This window comes from Aeromonas sp. 603757, assembly GCF_049171255.1.
GTDB lineage: Bacteria > Pseudomonadota > Gammaproteobacteria > Enterobacterales > Aeromonadaceae > Aeromonas > Aeromonas veronii_A.
Window position 1 is genome coordinate 117,495 of the sequence record NZ_JAAKOE010000007.1, and the last position, 18,948, is coordinate 136,442.

Sequence of the window (18,948 nt, forward strand, 5' to 3'; positions counted from 1 at the left end):
ATGGGGATAGTGCCTCATGGCGCCGCAGGGGGCGTGATTGGGCCCGGATAGTTGAAATCAGGCTATGAGGGCTGACCCTGCCTGCTGCCTGATATATAATCCGCCGATTTCCATGGCAGCAACGCACAAGGCACTGATGGAGCTTATTCGCGGCATTCACAATCTCAAGCCCCGTCACCGGGGATGTGTATTAACCATTGGCAACTTTGATGGGGTTCATCAGGGTCACCATGCGGTATTGGCACGTCTCAAGGAGAAAGCGGCCCAGCTGGGATTGCCCGCCTGCGTCATGCTGTTTGAGCCGCAGCCGCTGGAACTGTTTGCCGGCACGGCAGCGCCCGCCCGGCTGAGCCGGTTGCGGGAAAAGTACGAAGCGCTGCAGGGGCTGCATATCGATCGCATGCTCTGCGTGCGCTTCAGCCACCGTTTTGCCGAGCAGGCGGCCTCGACCTTCATCGAGCAGTTGCTGGTGGAGAAGCTCGGGGTGCGCTATCTGGTGGTCGGCGATGATTTTCGCTTCGGCAAGGGGCGGGAAGGGGATTTCCACCTGCTGGAGGAGGCGGGCCATCGCTTCGGCTTCGAGGTGATCAGCACCCAGAGCTTCCAGCTCGAACGGCAGCGGGTCAGCAGCACCCTGGTGCGTGAAGCCCTTAAGGCGGGCCGGATGGCGGAGGTGGAGCTGATGCTTGGCCGCCCCTACACCATCAGCGGCCGGGTGGCCCACGGCGACAAGCTAGGGCGCACCATAGGTTTTCCCACCGCCAATCTGGCCCTCAAGCGTCAGGTGATCCCGGTCGGTGGCGTGTTTGCGGTGGAAGTGATATGTTCCGGCAAGACCTTCCCCGGTGTAGCCAATGTGGGTGTTCGGCCGACCTTGAGCGGTACACAAGCCAGATTGGAAGTACATCTATTTGATTTTTCTGGTGATCTATATGGTCAGCAGGTCAAGGTGCTGCTTCGCCACAAGCTGCGCGAAGAGCAGAAGTTTGCCTCTTTCACTGCCTTGAAAGAGCAGATCGAACGAGATGCCCTGGCGGCCCGAGCCTGGTTCGGGCTGCCACAATTCAATTTACCCAGCACTCTTTTAGAAAAGAAGGGAACCCAGGACTGATGAGCGACTATAAACACACCCTGAATCTTCCGGAAACCGAGTTTCCGATGCGTGGCGATCTGGCCAAGCGCGAACCCAACATGCTGAAACGTTGGTACGATCAGGATCTCTACGGCGCTATTCGCCGCGCCAAAGCGGGCAAGCCTTCTTTCATTCTGCACGATGGCCCCCCCTATGCGAACGGCAACATTCACATCGGTCACTCGGTCAACAAGATCCTCAAAGACATCATCATCAAGTCCAAGGGCCTCTCCGGTTTCGATTCCCCCTATGTGCCGGGTTGGGATTGCCACGGTCTGCCTATCGAACTGAAAGTGGAAGGCATGGTCGGCAAGCCGGGCGAGAAGGTTTCCGCTGCCGAATTCCGCGCCGAGTGCCGCAAATACGCCAAGACCCAGATCGAAGCGCAGAAGACCGACTTCATCCGTCTGGGTGTGCTGGGCGACTGGGAACATCCCTACCTGACCATGGATTTTGGCACCGAAGCCAACATCATCCGCTCCATGGCCAAGATCGTTGAAAACGGCCACCTGCACAAAGGTTCCAAACCGGTGCACTGGTGTACCGATTGCGGCTCCGCGCTGGCTGAAGCCGAAGTGGAGTACTACGACAAGAACTCCCCCTCCATCGATGTGCGCTTCAAGGCCGTTGATGAGGCATCCGTTGCCGCCAAGTTTGACTGCGCCGAAGGCCACACCGGCAAGGGCCCGATCTCTGCGGTGATCTGGACCACTACTCCGTGGACCCTGCCAGCCAACCGCGCCATCGCCATGCACGCCGATCTGGATTACGCACTGGTGCAGGTTGAAGGTGAGCACCCAGAGCGTCTGATCCTGGCCGCCGAGCTGGTCAAGGACGTGATGGATCGCGCCGGTATCGAGAAGTTCCACAATCTGGGCTATGCCAAGGGTGCCGCGCTCGAGCTGCTGCGCTTCAACCACCCCTTCTACAGCTTCGATGTGCCGGTGGTACTGGGTGATCACGTTACCCTGGATGCCGGTACCGGCGCCGTACACACCGCCCCTGGCCACGGTCAGGAAGACTTCGTGGTCGGTCAGAAGTACGGTCTGGAAGTGGCCAACCCGGTTGGCAGCAACGGTGTTTACCTGCCGGATACCGAACTGTTTGCCGGCCAGCATGTGTTCAAGGCCAATGCCTCCGTGATCGAAGTGCTGACCGAGCGCGGCGCCCTGCTGCATCACAAGGTGTTCAACCACTCCTATCCGCACTGCTGGCGTCACAAGACCCCGATCATCTTCCGTGCCACCCCGCAGTGGTTCATCAGCATGGAGCAGAAGGGTCTGCGCAAGCGCGCACTGGAGGAGATCGAGCGCATCGAGAAGGACGGCATTGCCCAGCAAGGCCAGAGCGGCTGGGTACCGGCTTGGGGTAAAAACCGCATTCAGGCGATGGTCGAGAACCGTCCTGACTGGTGTATCTCCCGTCAGCGCACTTGGGGTGTGCCCATCTCCCTGTTCGTCCACAAAGAGACCCAGGAACTGCACCCGGAATCCGTGCGCCTGATGCACGAAGTGGCCAAGCGGGTCGAGCAGTCCGGCATTCAGGCATGGTGGGATCTGGACAAGGCCGAGCTGCTGGGTAGCGACGCCGACATGTACGACAAGGTGCCTGACACTCTGGACGTCTGGTTTGACTCCGGTTCTACCCACGCCTCCGTGGTCGATGCCCGTCCCGAGTTCAACGGCAAGCCGGCCGACATGTATCTGGAAGGTTCTGACCAGCACCGTGGCTGGTTCATGTCCTCCCTGATGATCGGTGTGGCCATGAAAGACAAGGCTCCCTATAACCAGGTGCTGACTCACGGCTTCACTGTGGATGGTCAGGGTCGCAAGATGTCCAAGTCCATCGGCAACGTGGTGAGCCCGCAAGACGTAATGAACAAGCTGGGTGCCGACATCCTGCGTCTGTGGGTAGCGAGCACTGATTACACCGGCGAGATGACTGTCTCCGATGAGATCCTCAAGCGCTCTGCCGATGCTTATCGCCGTATTCGCAATACAGCCCGCTTCCTGCTGGCCAACCTGAACGGCTTCAATCCGGCGACCGACATGGTGGCACCTGCCGACATGGTGGTGGTGGATCGCTGGGCTGTGGGTCGTGCCAAAGCGGTACAGGCCGAGATCATGGCGGCATTCGACGAGTACAACTTCCACGGTGTAACCCAGAAGCTGATGCAGTTCTGCTCCATCGAGATGGGCTCCTTCTATCTGGATGTCATCAAGGATCGTCAGTACACCGCCAAGGCTGACAGCCTGGCCCGTCGCTCCTGCCAGACAGCCCTCTATCACATCGCCGAGGCCATGGTGCGCTGGATGGCGCCGATCATGAGCTTCACCGCCGATGAAATCTGGGCACTGCTGCCGGGTGAGCGCGGCGAGTTCGTCTTCACCGAAGAGTGGTACGACGGCCTGTTCGGGCTGGAAGCGGGTGAAACCCTCAACGACGATTTCTGGGCCGAGATCCTCACCGTGCGTGGTGAAGTGAACAAGGCGCTGGAAGTGGCCCGTGGCGAGAAGCGTATCGGCGGCTCCCTGCAGGCCGAGCTGACCCTGTTCGCCAAGCCGGAGCTGGCTGCACGCCTGAATGCCCTGGCTGATGAGCTGCGCTTCGTGCTGCTCACCTCCAAAGCCAATGTGGTTGAGGCTGACACTGCGCCGGAAGGCTCTGTGGCGACCGAGCGTGATGACCTGTGGCTGAGCGTGGCCCAGTCTGCTGCCGCCAAGTGCGACCGCTGTTGGCACCATGTAGAAGATGTGGGCACCATCGCGGGTCACGAAGAGATCTGTGGTCGCTGTGTGACCAACGTTGAGGGTGACGGCGAAACTCGTCAATTTGCCTGATGAACATGACTCAACATAAAAGCGGCCTGCGTTGGCTGTGGCTGGCAGTGCTGGCCTTTGTACTGGACCAGGCGAGCAAGCTCGCCGTGGTCAAGTTGCTGCCATTTGGTTACCCGGGGGTGGAGATCACCCCCTTCTTCAATCTGGTTCACGTCTACAACAAGGGGGCCGCATTCAGCTTTCTGGCTGATCAGGGGGGCTGGCAGCGCTGGTTCTTCGCGGTGCTGGCTTTTGCCATCTGTGGATTGCTGATCCACTGGCTGCGCAAGCAGTCGGTGACCCAGCGTTGGAGCGGTATCGCCTATTCACTCATCATCGGCGGCGCCCTTGGCAACGTCTTTGATCGACTGGTGTTGGGCCATGTGGTCGATTTCCTCGACTTCTACTGGCAGCGTGCGCACTGGCCGGCATTCAATCTGGCCGACAGCTTTATCTTTATCGGGGCCGCCATGATTGTGCTGGACGGTTTCCGTGGTGAGAAAAAGGAGCAGGCATGAGCCAGCAGATCACCGCTAACAGCAGCGTGCTGTTCCACTTCTCCATCAAGCTGGAAGATGGCTCGGTTGCCGACAGCACGGCGCTGCACGGCAAACCTGCCCGCCTGCGGATGGGCGATGGCAGCCTGACCCCCACCTTTGAGCAGTGCCTGCTGGGGCTGAGCGAAGGGGAGAGCAAGAGCTTCACGCTGGCGCCGGAAGAGGCCTTTGGTCTCTCCAATCCCGACAATATCTACCATCTCGACCGTGCCAAATTTGGCGCCGATGTGGAGCCAAAAGTCGGCACCATCATCCTGTTCGATCAGCCCAATGGCAGCGAGCTGCCGGGCATCATCCGGGCGGTAGCCGGGATGTCGGTCACGGTCGATTTCAACCACCCGCTGGCCGGTCATACCGTCACCTTCGAGGTGGAGATCCTGGGCGTTGATGATGAGGAGAAGGTGCATTAATGGATATTCTGCTCGCTAACCCTCGTGGTTTTTGCGCCGGTGTCGATCGCGCCATCAGCATTGTCGAGAGCGCGCTGGAGAAGTTCGGTGCCCCCATCTATGTCCGCCACGAAGTGGTGCATAACCGTTATGTGGTGAACAAGCTGAAAGAGGCTGGAGCAGTCTTCGTCGAGGAGCTGGACGAGGTGCCGGACGACAGCATCGTCATCTTTTCTGCTCACGGCGTGGCCAAGACAGTGCGCGAGATGGCCAAGTCCCGCGCCCTCAAGGTATTTGATGCCACCTGTCCGCTGGTGACCAAGGTTCACATGGAAGTCCATCGCGCCAGTCGCAAGGGCTCAGAAGCTGTGCTCATCGGCCACGCCGGTCACCCCGAGGTGATCGGGACCATGGGGCAGTATGAGAATCGCGAAGGCGGCATGTATCTGGTGGAGACGCCGGAAGATGTCGCCAAGCTCAAGGTGAAGAATCCGGATGACCTCTGCTTCGTCACCCAGACTACCCTGAGCGTGGACGAGACCTCTGATGTGATCGATGCGCTGCGCAAGCACTTCCCCAAGATCCAGGGGCCGCGCAAGGATGACATCTGCTATGCCACCCAGAACCGTCAGGATGCGGTGCGGGAGATGGCGGGGCTGGTGGACGCCATGCTGGTGGTGGGGTCTCGCAACTCCTCCAACTCCAATCGTCTGCGCGAGCTGGCAGAGAAGGTGGGCGCCAGAGCCTATCTTATCGATGATGCGTCGATGATTGAGGCGAGCTGGCTGGAAGGCGTGAAAGCGATCGGCGTCACTGCCGGTGCGTCCGCTCCCGAGGTGCTGGTGCAGTCCGTGATTGCACGCCTGCGGGAGTTGGGTGGCAAGGTCGTTGCCGAGCACCCCGGTCGCGAAGAGAACGTGGTGTTTGAGGTACCACCCGAGCTGCGGATCCTCTGATCCCTGTCATCTTGCTAGATGTCGGTTTATTGCCAGAGCCACCTCGTTGAGGTGGCTTTTTTGGTCCTAACGAGTCCTTTGTGCATGTTCGCAACCAGATCGCAGCAAAAATTGATGATGTAGCTCGAACTTTTGCATTGCCGGGATTGAAACCCCAAGTGCCCGGCATAGACTTGCCAGCAAGCCCTTATTCTGGCTTAGCACACATGGAGTGTGTCTGTCCTCCTGGAACAAATCAGAGCGAAACAGGATGTTTTTGCGTTCAGGTTTTAGCCTTATCGAGCTTATGGTCACCATAGCGCTCGTCTCTTTGTTACTCACGTTGGGGGTTCCTTCCTTCAACGCTTTGCTGCGCACTATTTCTCTCAATACTCAGGCTAACAACTTTGTTGCGGCCATCAACCTTGCCCGCTCAGAAGCCATTCGCCGCAACACGGTAGTGACCCTCTCCGCCTCTGCCGATAACCTGACCCAGCATCACTGGGAGGCTGGCTGGCAGATCTGGGTCGATGGCAACGGTAACGGCATACTGGATAATGGTGAGTTGTTGCGAGGCTTTCCCGACATGGGGGGCGGGGTATTGAGCAGCAATACCTCCCTGCTGCGTTTTAATAGCGAGGGTTTTCTTGATGGCCGCACTCCGTTGGCACGGGTATTTTCCCTGCGTCCTGATGAGTGTCGAAATGAGCCCTCCCGTGATATCAACATCACAGTGGCTGGTCGCCCTTCCATTACCGAGGCTAGCTGCCCATGATGCGAGAACGGGGTTTGTCACTGCTTGAAATCATGATCTCGGTACTGGTGCTCTCCATCGGTATTCTGGGCATGGCGACTCTGCAACTGCAGGCTCTCAAGAGTAACCAGTCGGCGCTGACGCGTACCGAGGCGACCCAGTATGCATACATGATCAACGACATGATGCGGGCTAATCGCAGCGCGGCTCTGAACGGGCAATACAATATCGACTTGGGCGAAACTGTCTCGGGTAGCTCTATGGCGGTTCAGGATCTGCAACACTGGAAGCGGGTCGTAGCCGAGCTACCAAGTGGCGATGGCGCCGTATCGGTCAGTGCCGGAAGGGCCACCATCACTATTCAGTGGGATAGCAGTCGGCTGTCGACTGATCCTGCGTCGCGCAGCATGATCCTGAGGACGGACCTATGAGCAGGAGCGGTTTGCCGCTACACCAGCACGGGATCGGCTTGGTCGAGGTGATGATCGCCTTGGTGCTCTCGCTGATAACGGTGGGGGTCATGATTCAGGTGTTTCTCGGCAATCACAAAACCTATCTCACTGGCGAGGCCATTGCCCGGGTGCGGGAAGATAGCGGATTTGCCACCAATCTGCTGCAAAAAGAGCTGCGTATGGTGGGCTATCAGGGGTGTCTCAGCAAACAGGGGGTCAATATCACCAATACCCTCAATAACAGTACGGCACTGCCCTACAACTTCACCACCTTTTTGCGTGGTTACGACAATGTGACGTCCACTTTGCCAGCCGAGCTGTCTGCTCTGTTCAGCGGTTCCGAGCCCAGACCCATGCCGGGTAGCGATATCCTGTTGGTTCAGGGGCCGGTTGGGGTTGGGGTTCCGCTCAGTCGTGATAATCATAACAGTGCCGCCCAGCTGTTTGTGCAGCAGCTATCCAGCAAGGCCGACTATTGTGGTTCCGGCGCACAGGGTTATAGCGATCTGTGCGAGGGAGATATCGTCATGGTCTCCGACTGTCAGAAGGCCAGAATATTTCAGGTCACCAAAGTACAGGGCGTGGCAGGGGGGCGTGAGGTCAATATCGTCCACTCCAATGACAACAAATATACGCCAGGCAATGCCAGCAGTTCCTGGGGGGGGGCCAGCAGCCCACCCGAGGAGCGGTTTGGTCTTGGCTCGGTCGTGAACAGGGTGGAAACCCGTCTCTACTATATCGCCCGCCCCTCAGCCAGCAGCCCCTATGCGCTTTATCGCAAGAACGGGGTGGCTGCAGGTATGCCCCTTATCGAAGGGGTGGCCAATATGCAACTTACATTCGGCGAGGATCAGAACCGGGATCGGGCGGCAGATCGCTATGTGAGCGCCGCCAGCAATCCAAACTGGAACAATGTACTGGGGATTGGAGTACAGCTTCTTATGCGCAGTAACCAAGGCAATGTGGTGTCGTCTCCGCAGGCCCTTAGCTTTGCCGGAACCACCTTCCGGGCGACCGATCGCAACTGGTACTGGGTCGCCGAAACCACAGTTGCGCTGCGCAATCGGCTACCTTGAGGAGCCCAGTCATGATGGATCGACAGCAGGGGATGGCGCTGGTGATCAGCCTGATTTTTCTGGTCATGGTGAGCCTGCTGGGTATGGCCAGCATGCGTGGGGCGCAGTTGCAAGAGAAGATGGCGGGTAACCAGAAAGAGGCACTGCAGGCATTGCAGGCGGCAGAAGCGGGCCTGCGCGCTGCCGAGCGCTATATCGAGGCTGGCAACTCGGGTCCCTATGACAACAGCGCGGGCCTGTATGAATTTATCGACACCGCGGTGGATCCTGCCTCCCCTTCGACCGCCTGGCGTACCTATACCAACAGTGGTCTGGCGGGGCGCGCTCCCGAATACTTTATCGAACGGTTGCCCTATACCCAGGGGGGGAGCGAGGATCTGGCAGTCGATGAGCCCATCAGTGAGCGTCGTCTATATCGTATTACTGCAAGGGGATTTGGTCTCTCTGACGAGAGCCGGGTGCTGTTGCAATCGACCTATAGTCGCTAGGAGGCGGTGTATGGGCAAACTTGGTTTTGGCCTTTCAGTGATGCTCTGCTGTGCTTCGGCACAGGCGGCGCTCGATATTGCCCAGGTTCCCCTCTATCTCGGCACCCGGGCCGATCCCAATATCATGTTTACCCTGGATGATTCAGGCTCGATGCATTTCGAGTTGATGCCGGAGGGGTTGATCGAGAACAGCGCTCGCTACGTCTACCCCAGAGCCGACAATGTCTATGGCAGCGAGGATTATGACAACCGGACCGTGACCTTCACCAGCAATAACGACCGCAATGCCTATACCCGCTCAAGCAACAACAACAAACTCTACTACAACCCGCAGCAGAGCTATCGGCCCTGGGCCAAGGCGGATGGTACCCCGATGGCGAATGCCAGCATCAGCTGTGCACCGCACAACCCCTTCAATACCGCCGCCGGCTGTCGTGACCTGACCAAGAACAACCGCTCCAAGTCCCTGCGTTACTACACCGGATTCTCTTCCACCGATTACAACGATGACGAGACCTTCTGGCCAGCCGTCTACTTTGCCTACAAGGGCAGTGGTGACGTGAAGAAAGTGAGCAGTTATACCCGGGTCGAGATAAAGTCCGGCAGCACCTATGGCGGGCGGTCCAATCGCAGTGATTGTAAGAGCGCCCCCGTTTGTACCTATGACGAGGAGATCCAGAACTTTGCCAACTGGTATACCTACTACCGCTCCCGGATCCTAGCGGCTCGTGCCGGGGTCGGCCGTGCCTTTGCCAGCCAAGGGCAGGCCCTGCGGGTGGGGTTTGCCACCATCAACGCTAGCGGCAGTGTGATCCGCGGGGTGGCGCCTTTCTCCGGAACCGATCGCAGCGCCTTTTTCAGCGACCTTTACAGCCGCGATATTCCGGCCGCCGGCACGCCGCTGCGCACCAGTCTGAAGGACGTGGGGGAGTACTTCTCCCGCACCGACAAAAACGGCCCCTGGGCGGCCAGTGCCGGCAGCACCTTGCCCCACCTCACCTGCCGGCAGAGCTACAACATCCTGATGACTGATGGCTACTGGAACGGAAATTCTCCCTGGGTCGGCGATCAGGACAAAGATAGCATCGAGAATACGCTGGCCGATGTGGCCTACCAGTACTGGAAGACCGATCTGCGCCCCGATCTCGCCAACAAGGTGCCGACCAGCACGGCGGATCCGGCCAATTGGCAGCATCTGGTCAACTTTACCGTCGGACTCGGCGTCAACGGTTCCCTCAATCCTGCCAACGGTATCCCGAGCCGTTGGCCCAATCCCCATGATCCGGATGACAAGGAGTACAAGAATGCGACCTACATTCCGGAGTACAAGATTGATGACCTGTGGCACGCGGCACTCAACAGCAAGGGCAGTTTTTTCAGCGCGGGTGACCCCGATATCTTTGCCGCAGCTCTGAGCAGTACCCTTGCCCAGATCGCAGCGCGCAACAGCTCCGCCAGCTCGGTAACCGCCAACGCAACCCGGCTGGACAGCAATACCCACATCTACCAAGCCCGCTACAACAGCGGCGACTGGTCGGGGCAACTGGTCTCGATCCCGCTTAACAGCGATGGCACCCTTGGGGAGATCGCTTGGGATGCCGCTACCTTGATCCCCGAGCCTTCGGCACGCAATATCTTCACCCGGCAAGATGGTGTCGGCATCCCCTTTCGTTGGGATACGCTGAATGTGACCAACCGGGCTCTATTCAATGTCGCTGGTGACAACCAGGGAGAAAGTCGTGTCGCCTATCTGCGCGGTGATCGCAGTGGTGAGCAGCGCAATGGTGGTGCGTTTCGTAATCGTAGTGGTCTGCTCGGCGACATCATCAATTCTGATCCCGTCTACGTGGGCAAGCGTGATTACGGTTACAGCAGTGCAGCCGGTCTGACCCAGACCGAGCGGGAGGGTTACCAAGCTTTTCTAAGCTCGACGGCGATTACCCGGCGCCCACCCATGCTCTATGTCGGTGCCAATGACGGTATGCTGCACGGATTTCGAGTCGCCGACGGTGTCGAGCGACTGGCCTATATCCCGTCCAGCCTGCTGGGCGAGCTGAATCAGTTGACCAGACCGAATTACAGCCATCGCTACTATGTGGATGGGACGCCCAGGGTAGGCGATGCCTATCTGGGCAGTCGCTGGAAGAGCATCTTGCTGGGATCCACCGGTGCCGGTGGCAAGGCGGTATTTGCCATCGATGTGACGGCCCCGGATAACTTCACCGCCGACAAGATGCTGTGGGAGTTCACCGATAGCGAAATGGGGGTTGCACTGGCGGCACCCACTCTGGTGCGGGTCAAAGCCGACAACAAATGGGTTGCTCTGGTTGCGAATGGTTACAACAGCACCAGTCAGACTGCGAGGCTGTTTGTGCTGGATCTGGCGACTGGCGCCATCATCAAAGAGATTGATACCGAGGTAGGGTCTTCCAGCGAGCCCAACGGTCTATCTTCCCCCTTGCCGGTAGATCAAGACGGGGACAGGGTTGTCGACTATGTCTATGCCGGTGACCTGCACGGCAATCTGTGGAAATTCGATCTGACTGACAAAAACAGTGCCCAGTGGGGAAGTGCTTTGAAAACGGGCAACAAGCCCAAGCCGCTGTTCCAGGCTTGTAATGGCAGCTGCAGTGCCGGTACGCGTCAGCCGATCACCATGCGTCCTTTGGCTATTCGGCACCCTAAAGGGGGGGTTATGGTGATGATGGGGACTGGCAGTTATTTTACCAATGATGACAAACTGGTTCCCGCCACGCCGAGGCTGGAAGCGGTGTACGGTATCTGGGATACGGGGGCTACCGTGCTCAGTAGCCAGCTGTTGCAGCAGAGCATCACCCATGAGTTTGTGGCCAACGGCACCACTATCAAGTTCAACGTGAGGGTTGTCTCCAACCGGAATGTCAATTACACCAGCCAAAAGGGTTGGTATCTGCTATTGAAATCGCCAAGCTTGAGCAAGGGGGTCGGTGAGCGGGCCGTCTCCGAGATGCTCTATCGGCATAAGCGATTGATCTTCAATACCTTGATCCCGTCGGCGGATGCCTGTGACTTTGGTGGCCGCTCCTGGCTGATGGAGCTGGATCCCATCTCGGGGGCCAGACTCACCTACTCGGTGTTTGATGTTAACGGCGACGGGGCCGTCAACGATGATGATTACGTCGCGATCGAGGATGAAGCCGGCAATGACATCAAGGTGCCGGTCAGCGGCAAGCAATTTGATGAGCTCACCACGACGCCAAGCGTAGTGGAAGATGCCGAGATGGAGCGCAAATATATCAGCGGCTCCAGCGGAAATATCTCGGTCACGCTGGAAGAGGGGGCTGGCGATCTGGGTGGCCGCCAGTCCTGGTTGCAACTGGAGTAGAGGTTGGCATGGAACGTGGTTTTACCCTGATTGAGTTGATGATAGTGGTCGCAGTGGTCGCCATTCTGGCCGCGATCGCGTATCCCAGTTACAACAACTACATGGCGGCTGCCAAGCGGGCCGAAGCCAAGGCAGTGTTGCTGGAAGCGGCGCAATATCTGGAGCGGGAGTTTACTGCCAGTGGCAATTACGACGCCGGTAACCTAGCCTCTGCCGGCTTGGCGACCCTGCCGAGGGATGGGGGGGCTGCGTATTACAATGTAGCGCTCAATGCCAGTGGGGCCCGTTATACCCTGACCGCCATTCCGACCGGTGTGATGAATGGCGATCCCTGTGGATTGTTGACTCTCGATCAGAGCGGACTGCAGGGGGTATCACGAGCCACCATGACAGCCACCGAATGCTGGTAGCGTTCAGTTCCAGCACTCGGCAGGCGTCTTGATGTCGGCCTTGTTGATAGTCAGGGTATCACAGGCCGTATTGCCGGCCTTGTCGCCGACCTGGGCCCCCTTGCTGGTGGCCACCAGTGTGTAGGCGGTGGCGCTGGCGCCAGAAATGCTAAAGGTGTAGTAGTCGCTGGTTGGGTTGCCCACACTGGCTATCGCACTGCTGTAACTGGCATTGGAGATGCGAAATTCTTCTTGTTTGAGCTGCATGGTCAGCAAGCCCTTGATGGCATCGGCTCGACGAGATTTACGCAGACCGTCAGTAAAGCTCGGGTAGGCGACAGCGGCAATGATGGCAACGATGGCAACGACCACCATCAATTCCAGCAGGGTGATTCCGGATTGTTTGATTCTCATGGGCGCGGCAGGGTTCGTTAAACAGATAGATACTATAGGATAGTACTGACATCATACTCTACTGGCATGTGCGAAAAGAAAGGAGTCTTTAGCAAATGGAATTCGCAGAGGGGCGCTCAGCCGGTTTTACCATGATTGAATTGATGATCGCCATGGCTCTGGTCGCCCTGCTGCTAACCGTAGCCATCCCCAGTTATCAGTCATTGCGCCAGGAGCAGATAGTCAAGGCGGCTACCCAAGCCGTTTACACGGATATCATGCTGCTCAAGTCTGAGGCTATCAAACGTAATAAACCGATAATCTTCAAGATATTCAATGCGGGGCAGGCCAATTGGTGCTATCGCATCGCTCTTGATTCGGCATGTAATAGCTGCTCGGATTCATGTTCTGCTATTGAAGGTCGCAAGGGCGTTGATGCCAGCGAGTTTAACGGCATTACTCTGACGACAAACTATGAATTATCCGGTTCTGAAAATGCTCTTGAAATCAATAACCGTAGAGGCTCATTCAAAGATCTTCACGGCAGTGGCGGTTTGGGCAATGGTTCTATTTGTCTGAAGAACGGGACCTCTGAGCACAGGGTTATTATTGCCACAAATGGGCGAGTGAGAACCGAGCCAGTCACGGGGAGCTCTCCATGCGATTAGGTCTAGCACGAGGCTTTAACATCGTCGAGTTAATGGTGGCCATGGTCGCAGGTCTGTTTTTGGTTGCAGCCGTAACATCCTTGTTCGCCACTATTCTCAAGGCCAATCAAACATCGATGCAGGTAAGTCGTCTAAATCAGGAGTTGCAAAGTATCACGGACATGATTGCCCGTGATGTACAGCGAACTGGTTACGATCAGGGAGCTACTGTGTTTCTCAATGCTGCATCAGGCTCCAGATCCCCCTTCTATTTTGATACTGGCAGCGACCTGATGAATGAGACGATCACTGGTTCCAAGATTTATCGCTGTATCCGGCTGAAATACGATGATGATAACAATGGAACCCTCGGTGCCAATGAGATCTTTATTTACAGCTACGACAGTACCGACAAAGGGGTGCAGCTCGGTACCAGTTGCAGCACGGGGAATTTACTCAGTACCGATGACACCATTGAGGTGACTGACCTCACTTTTTCGCTGCTTGGAAGCAGTGCGTCGGCTGGCGCGAGAACGGTGCGCTTGGCCATATCGGGTCAGTTAAAGGCAAATAGTGCACTTAAACTCACCTTGCAGCGTGATATCAAGCTGCGTAACGACGGGTATTGATGCCATGAAACGTTATCTTGGCTTTACCACATTCACTATTACGCTGCTGCTTATTGTGATCCTGCTTGGCATCTCTTTGCTGGTGGGCAAGCTGATGGTTGCTGACCGTCGTGTCAGTCTTAATGAAGTACAGTACCGGCAGGCGTTGGCACTGGCCGAGCTGGGTCTCTCGGATGGGGTCGGACGGCTTGCGCAGGATGCAGCTTGGCGCACCCCCAGTAGCGGTATATCTATCACTGTTTCGGCTGGCAATTATACCCTGTGGGCTCTGGATGAACCGACCGTGATTGTCGGTGGGGCGAACGTAGTTCCGGTTAAAGTGCGCACTATGGCAACCCTGGTGGACAGTACCGCCAATGCAGAGGTTGAGGTGAAGGCCATCAAGATAAGCGTGTTGGCCGGCACTCCCGCAGCCCCCCTGACAGTTGCCGGTGGTATGGCAGTATCCGGCAACTTCACTGTGGTGGCCAACCCTAACGGTGGGGGGCCAGGGGTTCCGTTATCTGTCTGGACGAATGGCAATGTGGATTTGACCAATGGTTCTGGTCAGACTTGCCATCAGGGAGACTACAGCGGCGGGTGCAGTACCTACATTAGCCAGAAGGGTGATAAGCAGTCGGACATCAAAGATAATGATACGGCATTCCCCACAGACCTGGTCTGGTATCTGTTTAACGAGAATGATGACGCTACGGGGTGGGCCAATCTGGAGTCACGAGCAGTACAACGGTTGAATAATTGCGACTCGCTCTCGACCGCCTCAAGCGGCCTTATTATCGTCGATGGAGACTGCAAACCGGGTGGGTCTATCGGCTCGGTTGCTGCGCCCGTGGTACTCATCGTTCGCAATGGCAATCTGATGGTCAATGGGAGCGCTACCCTCTATGGGCTGGTGTTTGCCTATTCATCCACGCCTGCTACGGCGACTACTGATATCAGCTTGAAGGGGGGGGCTATCGTCAACGGTGCCGTGGTGGCCAACTATCAACTGGGCAAAACGGCTAACGGTACCTTTGATGCCAAGTATGATCAGGCGGTGTTGAGCAATATCGAAAATGGGGCTGCGTTTCAGAGCATCAATCTGGTGCCTGGTAGCTGGCGCGACTGGTAGGAGCATGTATGAAACCGCACAAGGGATTTGGGCTGTTAGAGATTTTGATCACTCTGGTTCTGCTGGGAGTGGGGGTCGCAGGATTGGTGGCTATGTCTCGTTCGTTGCTCAATACCTCCCAGGATAGCCGCCGTTATGAGGTAGCCATGCGTCTGGCGGAGTCAAAACTGGATGCGTTTCGTACCTTCAATGGAGTGGTAAGCGCGGTTTCACCGCTTACTGCTTATAACAGTATCGCGGCAGGTTCCAGTTCGGCGACACCTCCTGATGGCGGTGGGACTTATGCCCTTAGTTGGACCGTCAGCAATCAGTACTGGAATGGTTCTGGCTGGCAAACGGCTATCCCGGCGGGTTATTTGCATGCCTATTCTGGCCGAAAGGTGGTCAATGTCACTGTCAGTTGGAGCGACAGCGTCGGGCAGTCCCATTCCTTGTTGCTTTCCGGTGCGGTATCGCCTGTTGAGTCATTAACCCAGAATCAGTTTAACGGGGGGTTGGATACCAGTCGTGAACCGCCCCATGTGGTTTATACCCCCGGGGTCGCGCCCGATGTCATTTCCATCCAGATTGACCAGGAAGGGCGCAAGCAAGAGACCAGCAAGCCATTGCCCACCGTGACCTCCAAGGATGGTTCTGTTGGCAAACTGGTGCAATTCGAGACTGTTACCTATAAGCCAGACAATGGTGGCAATACTCAACAGGTGCTGCAGGATCTGGCATCGGTCTCCTGTTCCTGCAGTTATGGCTCGAGTGTCAATGCCTACCTGCCCGGTAAGGCCATTTTGACCAGCAGCAACCTGTTGTACTGGAATGTGGGCTCCCAGGTTACCAAGCAGACCGGGGTACTCAACAGCAGTGTCAGAGATCAGCCGAGTCTCTGCACCAGTTGCTGCAAGGATCATTTCGATGGCAGCGGCAGCAGTTTCGAACAGTTTTACGCTCCACTCAATACCAGTCGACTGCGTTACAACAGTGGCCTCTCATCGGTCAATAGTGGCGATTATGTGGATGCCTGCCGCTTTGTCAGACTTGATGGTTACTATCGCCCGCTGCCTGACTGGAACCTGATCAAAGTTGTCGTGACCAGCGCTGATTTTCTTGCCAAGCCCGCAAACCAGACCAGCTATCAGAACTACATCAAGTACGTAGTTACTACCTACATCACCTGGCAGAAAAACACCCTCAACTGGACCGCAAACCCCACGGCCACGCCGCCGACGATCACCGAATTTGCAGAGTGGTTGCCTGCCAATGCTGCGACAGGGGGAGATACCAGCACCAAGATCACCATGAATACGGGGACCGCCCAGTTGATTGCTAGAGGTATCTACGTGGATCTGCTCTCGCCGGACAGTCTCTCGAAGCTCGATCTGACTTCTCAGGATCTGTTGGCCAAGGTTCCGTTTCAGGATATCAATCTGACCATGCTGGCGGAGTGGAGCTTGGTGCCATTGAGTGGCCAGTTGACTGGCAGTGCCTCTGACTATGTCGGTGTGACCAACGAGCCTGTCAAGACAGTCGTTGATCTTGGCAGCTATTATTTTGGTAGCTACAGCCGTGGTTATTTGTCCGCCAAGAAGAGCACCAAGGATGCATCCAACGTGTTGCAAAGTGCATCGATCAAGGTGACGGCCTACCAAGGTAACTCGGGGATCACAGCTTCACTTATCTCACCGGTAGATCGAAGTGAGGCCAAGGTCGCCACCATGCCTATCTCGATCGATACCAGCTCCCAGACTGTGCCAACTCTCACGGTATCGGGACGGATCGAGTGTCTTGAGCAGGGGAATGGCAACAATACTGCGCCAGTATCTTGCAGCAAAAATACCTTCGGTGGCTTGAATGTCAGTACCACAACTACGGGGGCTACTTGCCGTATTGATAAACCCCAGGCTAACAACCAGCCGGCTACCTATGTCTGTACGGCAGCGCAAAATAGTAGCTTGGTGGTGAACTTCTCCTACAGTGCACAGGGAAATAAAACTTACTTGTTGAAACCAGCTTCCCTCAGCATCGCCATGACGCCACCCGCCAACGGTCAGGTGATTAGTGGTCCTTGTGCCCTGCTGGTGGATAATGGTGTAACCAATGCGGCCAATCTAAGTTGTACCCCTTGAATCCGGGGCGCTGGCACAGCCAGCGCCTTTTCTTTATCATTCCCCATCATTTTCGAATACAAGATGCATCGCCATGGCAAAAGCCCTCTCTCTGATGCTTGCCCAGTTGAATCTGACGGTAGGCGCCATCGAAGATAACACTGACAAAGTGCTCGCTGCGGCGGCTCAGGCCGAGCAGCAAGGTGCCGATCTGCTGGTCTGCTCCGAGCTGGCCCTGACCGGCTATCCACCGGAAGATCTGCTGCTGCGCGCCGATCTGATGATCCGGGTCGAAGCCGCGTTGGCTCGTGTTGCCGAATGGCAGGGCAACTGTGCCATTTTGGTGGGTCACCCTTGGCGTGAAGGAGAGGCGCTCTACAACGCGGCTTCCCTCTATGAGCAGGGCCAGCTGATTGCCCGTTACTTCAAGCAGGATTTGCCCAACTACGGCGTGTTTGATGAGAAGCGCTACTTTACCGCGGCGACCGAGACCTGCGTGGTGCCGTTCCGTGGTTATCAGCTAGGGCTGCTCATATGCGAAGACCTCTGGCAGCCAGGCCCGGCGCTGGCCGCCAAGGCGGCAGGAGCCGATCTGCTGCTCACCATCAATGCGTCTCCTTACGATCAGGAGAAACCCTGGATCCGCCGCGAACTGATGACTGAGCGCTGCGATCAGACCGGTTTGCCGCTGGTCTACCTCAATCAGGTGTGCGGTCAGGATGAGCTGATTTTCGATGGCTGCTCCAAGGTGTTCAACAGCCAGGGTGAGTTGACCCATAAGCTCGCCCCGTTTGCCGAAGAGCTGGCGCTGGTACGTTTTGCTGATGGCCAGCCGGTGAAAGAGCGGGAACCGGCTGCGCCGCTGGAGCCGTTGGCCGAGACCTATCAGGCGCTGGTGCTGGCGGTGCGCGACTATGTCACCAAGAACGGTTTCCATGGTGCTGTGCTGGGCCTCTCCGGCGGTATCGACTCGGCGCTGACGCTGGCCATTGCAGCCGATGCCATCGGTGCCGACAAGGTGCAGGCGGTGATGATGCCGTTCCGCTACACAGCCCAGATGAGCGTAGAGGATGCCAAGGAGCAGGCCGAGCGGATGGGGGTTGAGTTCAACATCATCTCCATCGAGCCAATGTTCGAAGGATTTATGACCCAGCTGGCGCCGTTGTTTGAAGGTACCGCTCGCGATACGACCGAAGAGAACCTGCAGGCCCGCTGCCGCGGTGTGTTGCTGATGGCGCTCTCCAACAAACGTCGTCGTATCGTGCTGACCACCGGCAACAAGAGCGAGATGGCGGTGGGTTATGCCACGCTGTACGGTGACATGGCGGGCGGTTTCGACGTGCTGAAAGATGTGCCCAAGACGCTGGTCTTCAAGCTGTGCGAATATCGCAACTCGGTTGACTACGTGATCCCGCAGCGGGTTATCGATCGCCCCCCTTCAGCGGAGCTGGCGCCGGATCAGGTGGATCAGGACAGTCTGCCGCCATACGACATCTTGGATGCCATCCTCAAGCGTTACGTGGAAGAGGATGCCTCGGTCGCCGACATGGTGGCAGAAGGGTTCGAGGAAGCGGTGGTGCGCAAGGTGATCCGCCTGGTGGATCTCAACGAATACAAGCGCCGTCAGGCGGCAGTCGGGCCCCGCATTACGGCTCGCAACTTTGGTAAGGATCGCCGTTACCCTATTACATCCGGGTTCGGCAAACAGAACTGGTAA

Annotated in this window: 17 protein-coding genes; 16 read left to right on the plus strand and 1 reads right to left on the minus strand. The window is 57.1% G+C overall.

Annotation, left to right across the window (positions count from 1 at the left end; all coding sequences use genetic code 11):
• Positions 1 to 136: 136 nt before the first annotated feature.
• The 11 genes from ribF (at position 137) to tppA (ending at position 12,376) form a co-directional block, all read left to right on the plus strand.
• The gene (gene ribF, locus G5332_RS09040; protein WP_019445579.1) at positions 137 to 1,111 is read left to right on the plus strand and encodes a bifunctional riboflavin kinase/FAD synthetase; all 975 of its coding nucleotides are present in this window, start codon (positions 137 to 139) and stop codon (positions 1,109 to 1,111) included.
• On the plus strand, positions 1,111 to 3,972 hold the full coding sequence (ileS, locus tag G5332_RS09045; protein WP_421172258.1) for an isoleucine--tRNA ligase: 2,862 nt from the start codon (positions 1,111 to 1,113) through the stop codon (positions 3,970 to 3,972). The genes ribF and ileS overlap by 1 nt, the downstream gene beginning before the upstream one ends.
• Positions 3,972 to 4,469: a signal peptidase II gene (gene lspA, locus G5332_RS09050; RefSeq protein ID WP_005340447.1), complete on the plus strand. Its 498-nt coding sequence runs from the start codon at positions 3,972 to 3,974 to the stop codon at positions 4,467 to 4,469. Before ileS ends, lspA begins: the two co-directional genes overlap by 1 nt.
• Positions 4,466 to 4,918, plus strand: coding sequence for an FKBP-type peptidyl-prolyl cis-trans isomerase (gene fkpB, locus G5332_RS09055; RefSeq protein ID WP_005341354.1), 453 nt, complete (start codon positions 4,466 to 4,468; stop codon positions 4,916 to 4,918). Before lspA ends, fkpB begins: the two co-directional genes overlap by 4 nt.
• Positions 4,918 to 5,853, plus strand: a complete 936-nt coding sequence (gene ispH, locus G5332_RS09060) for a 4-hydroxy-3-methylbut-2-enyl diphosphate reductase (RefSeq protein WP_227341909.1) — start codon at positions 4,918 to 4,920, stop codon at positions 5,851 to 5,853. Before fkpB ends, ispH begins: the two co-directional genes overlap by 1 nt.
• A 250-nt stretch (positions 5,854 to 6,103) precedes the next feature.
• Positions 6,104 to 6,607: a type IVa pilus pseudopilin TppE gene (tppE, locus tag G5332_RS09065; RefSeq protein ID WP_100646794.1), complete on the plus strand. Its 504-nt coding sequence runs from the start codon at positions 6,104 to 6,106 to the stop codon at positions 6,605 to 6,607.
• A gap of 14 nt (positions 6,608 to 6,621) precedes the next feature.
• Entirely contained in the window at positions 6,622 to 7,017 is a 396-nt protein-coding gene (gene pilV / locus G5332_RS09070; RefSeq protein WP_421172257.1) for a type IV pilus modification protein PilV, read from the plus strand.
• Complete coding sequence (locus G5332_RS09075) at positions 7,014 to 8,114, plus strand: PilW family protein (protein ID WP_421172256.1); 1,101 nt, start codon at positions 7,014 to 7,016, stop codon at positions 8,112 to 8,114. Before pilV ends, G5332_RS09075 begins: the two co-directional genes overlap by 4 nt.
• Positions 8,115 to 8,125: 11 nt before the next feature.
• On the plus strand, positions 8,126 to 8,602 hold the full coding sequence (locus G5332_RS09080) for a pilus assembly PilX family protein (RefSeq protein ID WP_123173790.1): 477 nt from the start codon (positions 8,126 to 8,128) through the stop codon (positions 8,600 to 8,602).
• A 10-nt stretch (positions 8,603 to 8,612) separates the two neighbouring features.
• Positions 8,613 to 11,966 carry a pilus assembly protein gene (locus G5332_RS09085; protein ID WP_421172255.1) on the plus strand — a complete coding sequence of 1,118 codons (3,354 nt, stop codon included), beginning with the start codon at positions 8,613 to 8,615 and terminating at the stop codon, positions 11,964 to 11,966.
• An 8-nt stretch (positions 11,967 to 11,974) separates the two neighbouring features.
• Positions 11,975 to 12,376 (plus strand): type IVa pilus pseudopilin TppA, encoded by a 402-nt coding sequence (gene tppA / locus G5332_RS09090; protein WP_421172254.1) that lies wholly within the window; start codon positions 11,975 to 11,977, stop codon positions 12,374 to 12,376.
• A 3-nt stretch (positions 12,377 to 12,379) separates the two neighbouring features.
• Here tppA and G5332_RS09095 read toward each other — a convergent pair whose 3' ends face one another.
• Positions 12,380 to 12,769, minus strand: a complete 390-nt coding sequence (locus tag G5332_RS09095) for a type IV pilin protein (RefSeq protein WP_100654566.1) — start codon at positions 12,767 to 12,769, stop codon at positions 12,380 to 12,382.
• Between the two features lie 95 nt (positions 12,770 to 12,864).
• Here G5332_RS09095 and G5332_RS09100 point away from each other — a divergent pair, with 95 nt between their 5' ends.
• From G5332_RS09100 to G5332_RS09120, 5 genes are all read left to right on the plus strand, one after another.
• The gene (locus tag G5332_RS09100; RefSeq protein WP_216952860.1) at positions 12,865 to 13,416 is read left to right on the plus strand and encodes a GspH/FimT family pseudopilin; all 552 of its coding nucleotides are present in this window, start codon (positions 12,865 to 12,867) and stop codon (positions 13,414 to 13,416) included.
• Between the two features lie 20 nt (positions 13,417 to 13,436).
• The gene (locus G5332_RS09105) at positions 13,437 to 14,024 is read left to right on the plus strand and encodes a PilW family protein (protein WP_216954532.1); all 588 of its coding nucleotides are present in this window, start codon (positions 13,437 to 13,439) and stop codon (positions 14,022 to 14,024) included.
• Between the two features lie 4 nt (positions 14,025 to 14,028).
• A complete protein-coding gene (locus G5332_RS09110; protein ID WP_216952861.1) occupies positions 14,029 to 15,135 on the plus strand; it encodes a PilX N-terminal domain-containing pilus assembly protein in 1,107 nt (368 codons plus the stop codon).
• An 8-nt stretch (positions 15,136 to 15,143) separates the two neighbouring features.
• Positions 15,144 to 17,252: a type IV pilus modification PilV family protein gene (locus G5332_RS09115; RefSeq protein WP_421172253.1), complete on the plus strand. Its 2,109-nt coding sequence runs from the start codon at positions 15,144 to 15,146 to the stop codon at positions 17,250 to 17,252.
• Between the two features lie 73 nt (positions 17,253 to 17,325).
• Complete coding sequence (locus tag G5332_RS09120) at positions 17,326 to 18,948, plus strand: NAD+ synthase (protein ID WP_421172252.1); 1,623 nt, start codon at positions 17,326 to 17,328, stop codon at positions 18,946 to 18,948.

Bases quoted from the DNA above. Each gene is read 5' to 3' on its own strand.
- G5332_RS09085 (WP_421172255.1), top strand. From the start codon at position 8,613: ATGGGCAAACTTGGTTTTGGCCTTTCAGTGATGCTCTGCTGTGCTTCG.
- ispH (WP_227341909.1), top strand. From the start codon at position 4,918: ATGGATATTCTGCTCGCTAACCCTCGTGGTTTTTGCGCCGGTGTCGAT.
- G5332_RS09110 (WP_216952861.1), top strand. From the start codon at position 14,029: ATGAAACGTTATCTTGGCTTTACCACATTCACTATTACGCTGCTGCTT.
- tppE (WP_100646794.1), top strand. From the start codon at position 6,104: ATGTTTTTGCGTTCAGGTTTTAGCCTTATCGAGCTTATGGTCACCATA.
- lspA (WP_005340447.1), top strand. From the start codon at position 3,972: ATGAACATGACTCAACATAAAAGCGGCCTGCGTTGGCTGTGGCTGGCA.
- ribF (WP_019445579.1), top strand. From the start codon at position 137: ATGGAGCTTATTCGCGGCATTCACAATCTCAAGCCCCGTCACCGGGGA.
- G5332_RS09080 (WP_123173790.1), top strand. From the start codon at position 8,126: ATGATGGATCGACAGCAGGGGATGGCGCTGGTGATCAGCCTGATTTTT.
- tppA (WP_421172254.1), top strand. From the start codon at position 11,975: ATGGAACGTGGTTTTACCCTGATTGAGTTGATGATAGTGGTCGCAGTG.
- G5332_RS09075 (WP_421172256.1), top strand. From the start codon at position 7,014: ATGAGCAGGAGCGGTTTGCCGCTACACCAGCACGGGATCGGCTTGGTC.
- G5332_RS09095 (WP_100654566.1), bottom strand. From the start codon at position 12,769: ATGAGAATCAAACAATCCGGAATCACCCTGCTGGAATTGATGGTGGTC.
- G5332_RS09100 (WP_216952860.1), top strand. From the start codon at position 12,865: ATGGAATTCGCAGAGGGGCGCTCAGCCGGTTTTACCATGATTGAATTG.
- G5332_RS09115 (WP_421172253.1), top strand. From the start codon at position 15,144: ATGAAACCGCACAAGGGATTTGGGCTGTTAGAGATTTTGATCACTCTG.
- ileS (WP_421172258.1), top strand. From the start codon at position 1,111: ATGAGCGACTATAAACACACCCTGAATCTTCCGGAAACCGAGTTTCCG.
- G5332_RS09120 (WP_421172252.1), top strand. From the start codon at position 17,326: ATGGCAAAAGCCCTCTCTCTGATGCTTGCCCAGTTGAATCTGACGGTA.
- fkpB (WP_005341354.1), top strand. From the start codon at position 4,466: ATGAGCCAGCAGATCACCGCTAACAGCAGCGTGCTGTTCCACTTCTCC.